This window comes from Bacillota bacterium, assembly GCA_018818595.1.
Lineage (GTDB): Bacteria > Bacillota_I > Bacilli_A > Izemoplasmatales > Hujiaoplasmataceae > JAHIRM01.
The window spans coordinates 271,221-286,525 of sequence record JAHIRM010000013.1; the positions used below are offsets into that span (position 1 = coordinate 271,221).

Genomic DNA, 15,305 nt, shown 5'->3' on the forward strand with positions numbered 1-15,305 from the left:
TCCGTTTATATTAATTATTATAGCATCATTATAGAATGCAAGTTATTGGTTGTCAATGTACTATCTTAATATATATTTAAGAATATAAGAAATAAAATTCATCTGAAGAAGTAAAAATTATTTACAAAGAAATTTAGAAGATTTCAGCCTAAAATTTCATTTTTTTTAACGAAACAGAACTTTTTTTAAAACAAATCTTTATCCCTTTTTCAATAAGTGTTATAATGGTTTTTAGTTTGAACTTAAAAGTATTTACAATATAGAAATGGTTGGTGCCTTATGCAAACAAAATCAACACATAAAAAAGTCACGATTTTCACAAAAATAATGTATTCTATGGGGGAATTTCCATTTTCGTTTTCAGCTACGTTAATTGGATTCTTCTTAATGATTTATCTAACAAATACAATTGGAATCAGTGCATTTTGGGCTGGAGCCATTATTTTTATTGGCATTTTATGGGATGCGATTACTGATCCCATTATTGGTTATATCAATGACAATACTAGAAGTAAAATCGGAAGAAGAAGAAAGTATATGTTTTTGTTCTTTTTACCGATGGCGATTACTTTCTTAATGATGTTTTCGGTTCCATCCCTTTTTCGAGATGGAAGCGAAACGATAAAGATTTTAATTACATTATCTCTTTATTTATTATTTACTACCTTTTTAACGCTTGTCTCAACTCCTTTTCAAGCCATCATCAATGAAATTACTGACGATTATGATGATCGCACCAAAATGATGACGTATCGGATGATTGGATCGGTTTTAGCTACCCTTTTATCCATCATCATTCCTGAGTTTTTAGGACTTGGTAATGCCAGTCAAAACAATTCACAAGGCTATTTGTATATGGGAATCATCTTTGCTGTTTTAATATTATTCTTTGGGTATTCTTCGGCTTTTTCGTTAAGGGAAAGAAAAAGAGGAGTCGATTATACAAGGCATGGATTTGAGTTTAAAAAATACTTTTTACAATCATGGAAATCCGCTCCGTTTAGACAAGTATGTATAATGTATATGTTTTCCATTATTACCATGAATTTCATTCAAGGAAATCTAGTTTACTTTATTAATTATAAATTACTGCTTCCCGGACTCTTTTTACCGATTGCAGGAGGAGTTATGGTTTTAGCGGTTTTGTTTATGCCACTTTGGATGCTTGTTGCTCAAAAAACTTCCAAAAGAGTTGCCTACATCATTTCAGTTTCGATTATCGCTATTGCTTTATTTTCGTTATACTTTGCTCCACAATTTAATTATACCGATGCAGGAATTATTCCAACTCAAGCAACTGAAGAAATGTTGCTTGAAGGATACCAAGATTTAGAAGTCTATTATATTCCTGATATGAATCAAGATTATGGAGTAGTTGTAAAAACGTTATTTGAAAGTGCGCCATGGGTATATATAAGTATTTTACTGTTAAGCTTTGGATTTTCTGGAATTCAGATGTTACCATTTTCAATGGTTCCAGATGCCGTAAATTTTTCAAATACGGCAAAAGAAAAAAAAGAAGGAGCTTATTTTGGAATTGTAACTTTTGTTCAAAAAATGGGTTGGGGAATAGGAATGCTTCTCACCGGAATGATTTTAAACATTACGGGGTATCTAGAACCTGCCAAAGTATTTACTTTTGAAAGTCAAAGTACAATATTAACCGGACAAATTGTTTTGCAATCGACTGGTTCTGTTTTAGGAATCACTATTTTATTTAGTTTATTTCCAGCAACATTTGGTATTTTAGGAGTTATTTCGATATGGAAGTATAAAGTGAATCGACATGCTTTAAAAAAACAAATTGATGCCATTAATACCGAAGATACCGAATACGTGATTGAAACAAGAGAAGTAAATAGCCTTTTAGAGATTGAAAACTTTATTCGTCTTCATGAGTTTTTATATGAAGACGATCCATTATTTGTACTTCCGATTCGTTCTGAATTTAAAACCTTATTAACCAATCAATTATTAAAAGGAAAATACAAAGAAGAAGTAACTGCTTTTAATGTATACTTAAACAATCGAATTGTGGGTAGAATTTGGCTTACTATTTTTAATGCAAGACCAGGAACAATTAAAGAGAAAAGACAAGGAGCATTTAACTTCTTTGAAACCATTGATAACATAGATATTTTTAATGCCTTAATGAAGGCAACCGTTTCTTGGTATCGTCAAAGAAACATTGATTTCTTCTATGGAAATACGAATCCTTTAGATCCAGATGATGCAAGAGGAATCTTAATTGAAGGATTTGAAGACGCTCCCGTTATTATGTGTGTCTATAACAAACCTTATTATCAAGAAATGTTTGAATCCACAGGCTTTTTAGCACATGAGGATTTATATGGATATAAATTAACCCTAGATGACGTGCCTTACAAACGGTATGACGTTATCGAAAAAATTAAAAAAAGATATCAATTTGTAGTCGATTCTGGAAACAAGAAAAATGTAGATAAAGACGCAAGAGACATCATTGAAATCATTAACAACTCGATTACAGATGATTGGGACATGAGAGCCCCAGAACCTGAAAAAGTATATGAACTCTTAGATACTTGGAAAAACTTTCTTGATTTTGATTACGTCAAAATCGCAAGAACAAAAGAAGGAAGACCGATAGGATTTGGACTTGTTATTCCCAACTTTAATGAAGCTTTAATAAAGATAAAAGGGAAATGGAATCTATTTTCCATCTTAAAATTACTTTATTATAAAAATAAAATCAAATCGACAAGAGCAATGATTCAAATGGTTATTCCTGAATATCAAGGAAAAGGCATTATCAATGCCATCTATCAAGATTATTTCCAAGTGTTAAAAGATAATAATGTTTCCTTTATTGATGCTTCAACGATTGAAAAAAACAACTTGAAATCTCGATTTGTGGTTGAAAAATTAGGAGGCAAGCGATATAAAGTCTTTAGGTTATATGGGTTTAATATTGAACCAAAGGAAATAAATAATGAAGATTCTCTATAAAAACGATTCAGACATGGTAAAACAATTAATCAAACAAGATTCTTATCTTGAAGCGTTATTCCAAACACCAAACGAAATTGAAATTGAACTTCAAGATAAGTATTTTGTGGCACTTGTTTCAACCATTCTTTTTCAACAGTTATCAGGAAATGTCGCTCAAATTATCTATAACAGGTTAAAATCATTTTGTCAAAATGATATAACAAAGACAAAAATATTAGAAGCATCAAATGAAGAGTTAAGAGAATTAGGACTGTCTTTTCGGAAAATTGAATACATTAAATCTTTGGCAACCAATGTCAATACAAAAGCGGTTAATTTAGATATCATCGATTCTTTAAGTGATGAAGAAGTTATTGATATGTTAGTACTTGTCAAAGGAATTGGAAGATGGACAGCTGAAATGTTTTTAATATTTTCACTTGGACGAAAAAACATTTTTTCAAGTTTGGATTTAGGGTTAAGAAATGGTGTTAAAAAACTCTATAGGCAAGAATTAACATTAGAAGAAATCGAAAAAATTAGTCAAAAATGGAACCCTTATAAAACCATAGTGTCACTTTTTTTGTGGCGTTTCCAACAAAAATAAAAAAAAGGAGTTAACAAGTTGAATAAAATAGAAAGAATTAAATCTTTTTGGCAAGAGATGAATTTGAAACATTGGGAAAACCTTTATTCCTATTTTCACGAAAGAGCTGTAATTATTTGGCCAAATACCAACGAGATCTTTGATGTGTTAACTTATGTTGAAATAAATGAAGAGTATCCAGGTTCTTGGACGATTGAACTAAACAAAATCATTGAATCAAATCAACAAGTCATTACGGTTGAAAGAATCTTTTCAACCGAAGAAAAGACAAGTCTTCATGGAACGTCTTTTTTCACGTTTGAACAAGATAAAATCATTGCACTTGAAGAATATTTTAGTGAAGATGGAAGTCCTCCTATTTGGAGACGATAAAAATTAGATTTTAGAGGAGATGCACTTTTGAAAAAATGGCAAAAGATCTTAATCATCATACTTGTAATCGTAGGAAGCATTACTGTTTTTGCGGTGATAAAAATAAAAGAAATTACTTCAAATTTAGAGGCTTTGTTACAAGAAGAAGTCTTGGTCATTGATTTATCTTTAATTGAGGATGGCACATATTTTGGAGCTTATTCTTCTTTTCCAATCATTGTAGAAGTAGAAGTCACCATCTTAAGTCATGAAGTGACACAAATTATCATAACAAAACACGATAATGGACAAGGAGAACCAGCAGAAGCCATCGTAGATGAGGTCATCTTGAGTCAATCTCTTCAAGTGGACGCCATAGCTGGAGCCTCATATTCTAGCAAAGTAATATTACTCGCGATAGAAGACGCTTTGGTTACGCTTACTTTAGTTAGTTAATTGTTTTAATTTTAATCAAAAAGCCTCATGCTTTTCACTAAGCAAGAGGCTTTTTTAATATGAAAGAAGTTTAAGGAGTTAAAACTGATACTGTATAAGTATAGTCATCTAAATCGAGAACCCCTGAAGTAATACTTTCTTCAATAGATGTTTTATCGAGTTGATTAAAGATAAAGTCTAAAATAGTAAGAGATAAATTATTATCAGAAAGATAATACGATTCAAGTGTTAAGGTGACACTTAAATCAATTAGATCAATATCGACATCAAAGTTTAGAAAAAGTGCAGAATGCATTGTAATGTATTTATCGGTTCCAAAACTAATACAAACAACGATTTGGTCATCTTCGTTTAAAGTGGCGAAAACATAATCAATGTAAAATACATCATTAAAGAAAACAAAATTTGCTTCATCGGTATCTAAATCTCCAAGGGGATCATAAGAAGAGTTAATATTGGTTTGGATGGAATCCAAAATCATATAATTCATAAATTCTTCGATGATGGTATATTCATCTTCAGGAGATGCTAAAATCAAACTCAGAAGTTTACCTTCCGCAATTCCTAGTAAATTACCATTTTCTTCATACACATCTTGAGGAAGATCTGCGTCTGTAATACTCATTTCAATCGAACGAATAAAGATAAAAGAAACTGTTAAGATTAAGGCAATTAAAATAAGGACAAATAGAATTAATCGTTTCAGAAATTTCAAAAAACATCACCTCGCTTTAAGATAAATAAATTATACCACATTATAATTTAAAAAGAATTACAAACAAAAAAAAGCCGCAAGACTTTAAGTGATTCAAGTCTTGCGGCACCTTTTAAAGAAATAAATATTTTTTAATGCAATAGAACTAACTGATAATAAAAGCGGTAATATCAGCAATCCATCCTTCATCTGCTTTTAAATAATCATAGCCGCCCCAAGAATTTGCGACTTTGTAGTAAAGATGATCTACTCCACCATATTGAACAATTTTAGTTCCAATAATCGTCATGGAATGGGCTTGCACGATTCCATGGAACGTTACGTCTTGCCAAGTAGAAGGAAGATAAGTACCGCCAATCGTTGCCAAAGTCCAATTGTTATAAACCGAAATAATAAGAGGAGTATCTTCTTCAATATAAGCTGTGACTAAGTCGAATACAGCACGGTAATTGCCTTGATTTTGCCCTAAATTAATGGTTTGAGTTTCTACTTGGTATCCTTGATCTAAGATGTATTGTTTTAAACCATAATTAACACAAAAAGCAAAACCGCCACCAATTTCAGCTTCATCAATTGCAACACATAGTTCATTTAAGTTATCAATGTATTCTTGATCAAGTGTTTCAAATCCATTTAGTATACCATCAAAAATAACAAATATTGCCAAAGCGTCATAAATAATCGTATCCAACCAATCGTTAATTAGCATGTAATCATATAATTCAGCCATTACTTGGTCGGTAAAGAAATTATTGATTTCGACAATTGACGAAAAATCAATGAAAAACGGAATGTCTTCAAAGTAGATTGGGTCTTCTAAGTCAGCGTAGAGTTGATTTTCATCGTTAGCATAATAGATACCTAAAGGTGAATTGTACGTTGCGTAATTTGGCACTAAATCTGGGAAATAACGATCATAATAAGCTAAAATGGTGAGTCCTGCAGCGGCAGGGCAGTGATTAGTAAGGCCAACTATTTCGTCATCTGCTCCTCGATCATAGGAAGGGGCAGAATATAGATTTGTGTCGTTTCTTGGATCGTTATTCACATAATAGTCCGGATCATTTTCTAATTGTTCTAGACGAGAATAATTCACCTGATCGAAAAGAGTATAGTTTAATGTGGTTGCGGTATATACATTAAATAAGGAAGTAACTGAGTCTGAGTTATTATCAAGAATGTGCGAGGAGTCAAAGAAAGCAGCAACACTTGAAAACATATCAACCACGACTTGAACTTTATCGGCTATGCTTTCAGATGGGCTTATTATGGTTGCTAAAATGTTATAGATACTGACAATTAAACTATTCATCCAAATAGTTTCCACAATATCGTTTTCACCGTTTACGATGATGTTTCCATTTTCAAAACGAAGTGCTACTGCTGAATTCACATAATCATCGTCAACTTTCATATTGTACGATCCCGTTTCTGTAAAACTAGCACTACAAACAAAGACAAAATAGGTTTCACCAGCCGTTAGTTCTACATTCCAAACTTGAAAACCAATTGCATTAATAACGCAAGTTTCATCAATTTCAGCTGTAGTTGTACCATTTTTGAATACAGCAAAGACAATGTTATCGTTTGTACGGTTCATCGTAAAAGTATAAATTTGTGTAACGGTTGGATGGAACGTATAAATGTCGTAATATTCATAGGCAGTCATAGAACCATAAACGGTTTTTGAAGCTACCTCAGTTGGATTTCCATAATCTTGAATAAATTCAATTTTTGAGGTTTCAGGATCATTAAATGGCATCGTGGTGAACTTCCATTTAGCGGCTAGCGCCACATTAGAAGTTGTGGTAATGTAATTATAGGCAGTATTTTCAACGAGATAGTATCCTGAATATGTTTTTAAATAGTAATAGGAAGATCCATCAAAGTTTCCAGCATAGACCTTTGTGAATTTTTGATAGGTTGTGCTAGGATCTTCTTTAATCAATCTTGTGGAAGAATAATAAGCATATCGGTGGTCTAGATTCATTTCCGTTTGATGCATAGGTGAATAATAGAAATAAGGGCTATTGTAGACTTGTTTCCAAAGTTGATTTTCTCCACCAGAAAAAGCTTCCATTTTTGTGTAAGTAGAATTTGTAGTACTGTAATTTGGAACCGTTAAATATTTTCCTGTTGTATAACTTTGAATATAGTATTTTGATGCAGTATCAGCTGAATATTCGTATCGTTCAAAACGCCACTCACTATATGCTTTTGATGAACTTATAAAAGAAGAAGCTGCTTTTGTCACGACATCTTTTAAATCAGTATAGATTGGGAATCCAAACAAGTAAAAGACACTGTATTTTACACTTAGAAGATCCAAATAGCCACTTTCTTTGGTAGAGATAGAGTACGTAGTAGAAGAAAGTGGATTTATTTTAAAGGCTTGTTCTGAAGTGTAACTTTGAGCAGAAATTTGTAAAACATCAGATAAATTTACATCAAGATTCATATTCACGTAATAAGGATAAAATTCATAAGTATCTTGACCTAAATATTTAACTTTAAAGATTTGGTTAGTACCGGTAGTAGAAACATTTGTTGTAACGATTGTTCCATCAGTTACACTAGCGTTTTTAACTTCCATGTACTTTCCAGTTTTAACGTTTACAATTCGGTAATATCCACCATCTACGATATTGTAGGTGTAATACTTTCCAGGTACACCACCAATATCATCGCCGCCTTCAACAAAGATAAAATCAGAAGGTGCTCCATCAGGTATTTCATTATCTAGATTTTGGCTTTCAGTAAAGACATTATTAACGGTATCCGCAATTTCGGCTTTGTTTAGGTCTGCGGCTTCATACCCTAATTCTGCAGTTGATACACCGATAAAGTTTGCATATGACATACCTACAAAAGAAAATACGCATAAAAGAAGTATTAATATAATTTTTTTCATTTGTTCCTCCATTTTTATTTTATTTTTTTAATAATTGTAATGACTATTTGTGTTCAAGTACAAAACACGTTGCAAAAAAATAAGAAAAATAGTTTATATTGCTATTACCGACGCCTCCTTTCTCCTCCCAAGAATGAATAGTTTTTATCAAATACATTATAGCAAACATCAATAGTGAATAAAAGACATCATGAAATAATTATGACTAATTTGTGATATATATATTGTTTTGAGATATGTTTATGATTTTATAATCTTTTACGTCATACTTAACACCTTAACCCGTTATAGTAGACTGTCGGTCCTATGTATGTCACTATGAAGCGTTATGAAATGATTACATAAATTTGAATGAAATGACGAATGATAGAAGCGATTTCTATCATTTTTTTATGGTTTTTACTGAAATGTCCAAAAACAGATTTTTTCTACACCATGATATATATATTACGAAGTGCAAAGTTTACTTTTCCTGTTATTTAATAAGTGTTATAATGTAAATAAAGGATTTCAGTTATTGAAAAAAATTAAATTTGGGAGGGAATTATGAAAGTAGAGATAATCAAAAAGGTCGGATGTATTGAAGAAATGACTATACCTATTGATTTGTCAAGTAATGCTTTTATTTATGGGTTAAATGGATCGGGAAAATCTACAATAAAGAATATATTAAAAGGAGGCTTTACTGAAGGCTCTAAATTAGAACCTTCTTTTAGTGGCACGCCAAAGATGTGTGAAGCTAAATTGAGTATATTCAATGAGACGATTATTTACGAGTCTGCAAAACTTCAGAGCCCTTTCACAAAAAAGATAAAGTTGTTTTGTTTTGATGAAGAATTTATTGAAAACAATATATATATTAATGGGTCTATATCTGATGATCATAAAAAACAATATTTTCGTATGTTTGTTGGTGAAAATGTTGGTCAGAAAATTGATCATTTGTTAAATAAACATTTGGAAATGTTATCAGAAAACACTCAGCTAAAATCAAAACTTGATGTAATGTCTAACAATTATAATAGTCTTGACTATTTTTACGAAAATTTAGATGAATCAATCAAGATATTAAATACAAGTTATGATCAAAACTTTCTAATTGAAGAAGCTGTAAGAAAAAGAATATCGAAAAATATTAATAGTATCGATACTTTTTCAATAAAGTGGCTAAAAACAGGAGCACAAGTAAGAAAGGCAGATAATATATGCCCTTATTGTGGGCAAGAAATAGACACCGACTTACAATTATCTTTGATCAGTTTTTACAAAGATTTATCCATAGAAAAAAATGATGTAAATGAAATGATAATGGCTAAGATCAATGATATATATAATAATATTGCTACTTTTGACCCAAATACTGAATATATCTTCGTTGAAAATATAGATTTACATATGCTTAAAAGTGAAGTCCTTGATCTACTAAATGAGAAAAAACAAAATATTGCAAAAAAAATCGTTTTTACTAAAATTAGCGAGAAAACTGCAATAAAGGAAAGATTAAGATATTTTAAACTATATTTAGCTGAAATAAATGAAGTTATAAATAATTTGGAAATCAAAGACATATTCAATTTAACGACTGAAATGATGGAACCGAATAGAGTGATTAATATTATCTCTAGATCGGAAAATTTAATTAAAAACGATGATTTAAAAAAGGACATAAAAACTAAAACATCCATTTTCTATAAACTAAATAGATCGATAAAGCAAAAAATGAGTGATATTAGAGATAAACAGGAAGTAGCATTAACTAATCATATAGGGAAAATAAATAAGAAACTTAAGGATTATGGACTTAAGTATACTATTGAGTTCAAAGAGTATAAGCAAAAGAGTACCACAAGAATTAATCAAGCTCATCTTGAATTGGAACTAATACCAATTGGCTTTCCAAAAAAACACAAGAGTTTAAATAAAGATACAATTAAAAATGTTTTAAGTGAAGGGGAAAAATCAATTTTAGCTTGGATTTTCTTCATGGTAGATCTAGAAAACAAACTTACTAACGGCAAAAATATGATTATTATTGATGATCCAATTTCTAGTTACGATGCGCAAAGAAGATTTACGATGGTTAGTGATTTAAGAAATATAATGGCAAAATCAATTTCAAAGGAAGTAATTATTTTTTCTCATGAAAAGAGTTTTTCAAATACACTCGCTTATATACCAAAAATGAAACATTTTAATTTAATTGATGGTAAATTAGAAGAAATAGATGCTAGAGAAATTATAGAGAGTGATTTGAAATTCGATTTATCTTTCATCAAAGACAATTCAAATAGTATTACGCAGGAAATTTTACTTGAATTTGTTATACGTTCCAGAAACGTTTTAGAATATAATCTTATGGTAAACCGATTTGTTAATGGAAAATATTTTAGAAAAACAGAATATGGCAATTTTTTTTCAGAAGCAAGTAAATTAATTCATTTTAGAACTAATAAAATTAGTGAAGAATATTTTAAATATTTAGAAAAAAAGTTCAAGCAAATTACAAATAATTCAATTACATTTGATTTATCTAATGTGAATTTAGAAAATATTGACTTTAAAGAAATTTTAAGTTCTGATACAAGCAACATGTATAATACCCGATTGAAAATCGATAAATTTTTGCTTGATATTATTGATAAAAATAGCATTTCCGGATTGTCAGATTTTATGACAACAAGAGACTTGCTAGAGTTGGCAAAAAAACATGTTCCAGAGAATATTTTAGATAATTTGGAAATGTATATTCCAATAATTAATACTTACAATCATCCTAATCAAAATTACGGACTTAGAAGAATTGATTGTTCAGAAATTGAAATGAGTGAATTGTTTTATTTCGTCAATAATTTGCCATACGAAACAATAACAATTTAAAGGGAGAAGAGAATGATAAACACAGATTTTAGCGAATTTCAGTATGGATATGCCGTATTATACGAGCTTTTAAATGGATCGATGTTTAATTTTAAGGATGGGTCTTTATTCAAAATGCCAAATCTTCGTCAAGAAGCTAAAGTTGGCTATGATCTTAAAATAACAGCATACAGGCCATTCTATTTTCAATTTAAAGTTCCAGAATTCATGAAATTAAGTACAGCAACCGAATACAATAGTTTTAACTCTAGTTACTATAGATATGATTTGAGAAACAAAAAAAATAACTTTAACTCATCACAGCACAATACCTTATTTAACTTGACGTTAGACAAGAGAAATAGAGTTTACTATGTATCTCCAATGTTTCATACAGATACAGATTTTGACAATTTTTTCTTGAATAATAAAATTTGTAGTTGTTCCCTATTTTTGAATGTGAAAAGAATAGGAAAATATAAACTGGATTCCGACCATCGTATTGGGTATACATCAAAACCACATCAAGTCATTAAATTTTCAGAGCCTGAAATAATTGAGGGATCTCATCATTTCGATGATTTTATAAAAGATATTGATGATAAAGAGATAATTTATGATTTAAATGAATATATGACATATTTGGTTGAAAAATATAATATCCATGTCAAACAAGTGTCAAATGATGGAGTAGTATATGACACTTATCGAAAAATTCAAGAATATTTTATTTCTAACGGAATCTTTTTTTTCTTGGATGAAATAGTAGCACTTAATTAAAGTTTTTGTCTAAATTATAGTATTAGAGAAACTATATTCATCTATTCCTTGCTATTTGATAATATTTGAGCAATATATATAGTAACCAAAAAAAGGAGACTATATATTATGTTCAAAGAGTACAATTCGCATCCAAAAGGAATTAAGACAAATGATTGTGTTGTTCGTGCAATTGCTACAGCAACCAACAACAATTATTTAGACTGTCGTAAAGAATTAAACCGCAAGAAAAAAGAACTTGGGTACTCAAGCTATAAGGATACCAAGTTCTTATATGATTATTTCAAAGGTTATCCAAGATTGATCTTTAAACCAGTTAAAGGTGAACCTCGAATCAAAGGTACCGACTTTACTGTGTTACACCCTAGGGGAACCTACATCTTAAAGATGTCAGGGATGTAGTTGCTTGCATCGATGGAGTCATCCTAGATACTTGGGATTGCAGCTACCGTTCGGTTTATACCGCATGGGAGATCAAACAAGGATAATCTTCCATGTAATTGTTAGATTGCTTTTACCATTCGTTTTATAAGATCCTTCATGCAGTGGCTCTCGAGTCACTGCATTTTTCATTGTTTCAAAGTTAAGTTCTTTTCCCGAAATATTGATTAAGGATACATAATTCTCTTTATCTACAATCACAAACTTTTCAAATATCTGAGTTACCTTTTTAGAATCGAGTTCCTTTATCGGATATGATTGTTGCTTGATAGCTTTCTTAATGGATTCTAATGAATCCAAACCATCTTGAATATTCATATACTCATCTTCTATAGAAGTATATTTCATACTCTCCTGAATAATGATATCCTCTAGTTCAAATAGAAGTGCACGATCCTTTGAATCCTTTTGACTTTTTCGTTCTAACTGATAATATTGTCTCATGTAATCATTTAAAAGTTCCTCTTGCTTTTCTAATCTTTGTTCAATATATTGTTTACTTAAAAGTTCATTCACTTGCTTGTCAAATCCCCCTTCCAAAGCGCTAAATTTCGAGCCTAAGGCATTGAGTGACTTGAGTAGCACTTTGGATACGTGTCTAACATAAAAACGGGGGAAGTGGGGATTACGGAAATAGTCGTTTTCTAGTAGATCATATTTCGGATCATTGATGTATTTCTTTTTTCGATACAAATAAGCTTTATGGATAAAGGAATAGACAAAACGTTTGTATTCACTATGATTTGATTCAGCAGGTTTATCGTTTATTCTTTTCGCAGTTTCGATGATCTCCTGCACCTTATTAAAGGTAACGTCATCTATAATCGGTTCATGATGATTACTGATGATGTATTTTGGACGCTCACCTTCATTGATGACGGATTGCTTTTCAAATCCCTCAGTTTTGACATAACTTTTTCCGTATGTGATTTTACCAATGTATTTTTCATCTCGTAAAATATTCGTTATTTGACTTCCGGTGTAAAATGGTTTTCCAACGCTTGTTGTAAAATTGTTGGAATTTAAATAATCTAGCATTTCTTTATTGGATTTCCCATCTAGCTTCATTTGATATAGTGTTCTTACAGCTTCAGCTTCTAATTCATTGATTGCATATTTCTTGTTCTTATCCAAAACATAGCCAAACGTTTTAAATGCTTTGACTTGTCCGTTTTTTGCTCTACTTTGACTGCCCCATCTGATGTTTGATGACATTTGTTGAGACTCTGCTTCAGCCATTCCTGCAATCATTGTAAGAATCATATCTATACTTGTATCAAGAGAAGAGATGTTTTCTTTTTCAAAGAAGAACTCAACTCCTAGTTTTCTCGTTTCCTGGAGGACTTTTAAAGCATCAAGGGTATTTCTAGCGAACCTAGATAAAGACTTGACTAAGACCAAATCTACTTGTCCTGCATGGATTTTTTTAAGGAGAGCCTGCAAACCATCTCGTTTGATCATCGATGTCCCACTTTTCCCGTGGTCATAGTAAATGCCTGCGAAGATATAATCAGGATTAAAGATAATCTCTTTTGCATAATGCTTGACCTGTAAGTCAAGTGAGGACTCTTGAAGCTCGTTTTTGGTTGATACACGTGCATATGCAGCGACGCGTTTAATTTTATATTTTTGTTCTCTTGCTTTTGAAGATTCGATGACTTTAACGTTTTTCATGTTTTACTACCTCGTAATAGAAATTTTGTTTTGATAAGGTGTCGATATAAACACCCTTAACAATGGGTTTATATTTTTTGATGGAATCCATTTGTTGATGCAAATCATCAATGATCGAAAATGTATCATCGATGACATAGCGAACATAGTTCTTACCCATAACAAGAAGCATTCCGAAGAAACTTTTGATGATGTGTAAGTCTTCATAGTTTGAATCAATAAAGTTCTTTAATGCATAGAACCGTCTGCGCATCAAAAGCTCTCTATTCACATCATTTTTTAAGTTTTCGATATCTGTTTCACATTGATTTAAATCTTGTTCTAGTTGACTATAGATTTCATCATATTTTTCATCAGACATGCCAGAGCGGATTTTGCTTCTGACATGTCTTTTTAATTCATTAGCTATATCTATGTTTTTTTCTCTTAATAGCTTTAATGGTTCATGAGAATTGATTGTTTCAAGTGATTTTTCCATATAGGCTAGAACGGATGCTTGCATCTCTTTGGTTTCTGTAAGTTGTTTAATGACGTATAAGGTCGCTCTTTCTAGAAGAGGTTCGTGAATCGAATGATTATCACAGTTATCTGGATTGTTTCTTGAGGTATGACATTTAAGCATGCTCTTTTTGAAGATGGTTCCTGAATTGTGCATTTTAGAATTATACATGCGTTTGCATTTACTACAATAGACTAATCCCTTAATCGGTTTTTGTGCCAAGTGTTTGAAGCGTTCTTTATTGTCATTGGATAAGATGATATCTCTCGCATGAATCATGGTCTGGACAATATCAAAGGTTTCCCTGTCGATAATCGCTTCATGACTGTCTTTGATATAGTATTTGGTTGCGTGTCCATCATTCTTAACAGATACATGCGATAAATAATCTATGGTTACTGTTTTTTGAAGAAGAAGATCACCTACATATTTTTCGTTTTTCAAAATATCCTTTACTGTATCTGAATACCAGGTCACGACACCTCGGCCATTACTAAACTCATGTTCAATCAGATGCTTCGCAAGTGTTGTGATGCCCATGCCATTTAAATACTGTTGAAAGATATATCTGACGGTTTTTGCTTGTTCCTCGTCAATCACGAGTTCTCCGAATTCATTCTTATCATAGCCTAGGAAATGTCTTGTTCCCATGAGCAACTCTCCTTGGGCAAACCGTTTTCTGATTCCCCATTTGGTGTTTTCGCTGATGTTTCTGGACTCTTCTTGAGCGATTGAAGACATAATGGTTAAGATGAAATCGATTTTAGGATCCAGGCTACTCATGTTTTCTTTCTCAAAATAGATTTCTACATTGATGGTTCGCATTTCTTTGATGACGGTTAAGATGTCTACTGTATTTCTTGCAAAGCGTGAGATGGATTTGGTGATGATTAAATCGATGTGCTGATCTCTTGCTGCTTCAAGCATGCTTAACATGCCCACTCTTTTTTTCATACTCGTTCCTGAGATACCTTCATCACAGAACATACCAGCAAAATCCCACTCGGGATTTTCATTGATTCTGTTGGTAAATTCAGTGATTTGA

Annotated in this window: 11 protein-coding genes; 7 read left to right on the forward strand and 4 right to left on the reverse strand. The window is 31.4% G+C overall.

Features of this window, described 5'->3' with window-relative positions:
* Window positions 1–279 precede the first annotated feature (279 nt).
* The 4 genes from KJ971_03945 to KJ971_03960 are packed head-to-tail and all read left to right on the forward strand — an operon-like array spanning window position 280 to window position 4,384.
* Window positions 280–2,988 carry an MFS transporter gene (locus tag KJ971_03945; protein MBU1144996.1) on the forward strand — a complete coding sequence of 903 codons (2,709 nt, stop codon included), beginning with the start codon at window positions 280–282 and terminating at the stop codon, window positions 2,986–2,988.
* On the forward strand, window positions 2,972–3,577 hold the full coding sequence (locus KJ971_03950) for a DNA-3-methyladenine glycosylase 2 family protein (GenBank protein MBU1144997.1): 606 nt from the start codon (window positions 2,972–2,974) through the stop codon (window positions 3,575–3,577). The genes KJ971_03945 and KJ971_03950 overlap by 17 nt, the downstream gene beginning before the upstream one ends.
* 18 nt (window positions 3,578–3,595) lie before the next feature.
* Window positions 3,596–3,949 carry a nuclear transport factor 2 family protein gene (locus KJ971_03955; protein MBU1144998.1) on the forward strand — a complete coding sequence of 118 codons (354 nt, stop codon included), beginning with the start codon at window positions 3,596–3,598 and terminating at the stop codon, window positions 3,947–3,949.
* Between the two features lie 27 nt (window positions 3,950–3,976).
* On the forward strand, window positions 3,977–4,384 hold the full coding sequence (locus tag KJ971_03960; GenBank protein ID MBU1144999.1) for an FMN-binding protein: 408 nt from the start codon (window positions 3,977–3,979) through the stop codon (window positions 4,382–4,384).
* Between the two features lie 70 nt (window positions 4,385–4,454).
* Here the strand turns inward: KJ971_03960 and KJ971_03965 are convergent, their stop codons facing one another.
* On the reverse strand, window positions 4,455–5,099 hold the full coding sequence (locus tag KJ971_03965; protein MBU1145000.1) for a hypothetical protein: 645 nt from the start codon (window positions 5,097–5,099) through the stop codon (window positions 4,455–4,457).
* 145 nt (window positions 5,100–5,244) lie between these two features.
* Window positions 5,245–8,010 (reverse strand): RICIN domain-containing protein, encoded by a 2,766-nt coding sequence (locus KJ971_03970; GenBank protein MBU1145001.1) that lies wholly within the window; start codon window positions 8,008–8,010, stop codon window positions 5,245–5,247.
* Window positions 8,011–8,556: 546 nt separating this feature from the next.
* On the opposite strand from KJ971_03970, the gene KJ971_03975 reads away from it, so the two are divergent.
* The 3 genes from KJ971_03975 to KJ971_03985 all read left to right on the forward strand — a co-directional run bounded on the left by KJ971_03975 (window position 8,557) and on the right by KJ971_03985 (window position 12,048).
* Window positions 8,557–10,887, forward strand: a complete 2,331-nt coding sequence (locus KJ971_03975; GenBank protein MBU1145002.1) for an AAA family ATPase — start codon at window positions 8,557–8,559, stop codon at window positions 10,885–10,887.
* 12 nt (window positions 10,888–10,899) lie between these two features.
* Entirely contained in the window at window positions 10,900–11,646 is a 747-nt protein-coding gene (locus tag KJ971_03980) for a hypothetical protein (GenBank protein MBU1145003.1), read from the forward strand.
* Window positions 11,647–11,754: 108 nt separating this feature from the next.
* Window positions 11,755–12,048 (forward strand): hypothetical protein, encoded by a 294-nt coding sequence (locus KJ971_03985; protein MBU1145004.1) that lies wholly within the window; start codon window positions 11,755–11,757, stop codon window positions 12,046–12,048.
* A 72-nt stretch (window positions 12,049–12,120) separates the two neighbouring features.
* On the opposite strand, the gene KJ971_03990 is transcribed toward KJ971_03985, so the two are convergent.
* Window positions 12,121–13,761 (reverse strand): recombinase family protein, encoded by a 1,641-nt coding sequence (locus KJ971_03990; protein MBU1145005.1) that lies wholly within the window; start codon window positions 13,759–13,761, stop codon window positions 12,121–12,123.
* On the reverse strand, window positions 13,748–15,305 hold a 1,558-nt coding region (locus tag KJ971_03995), incomplete at its 5' end, for a recombinase family protein (protein MBU1145006.1). The genes KJ971_03990 and KJ971_03995, both read right to left, overlap by 14 nt.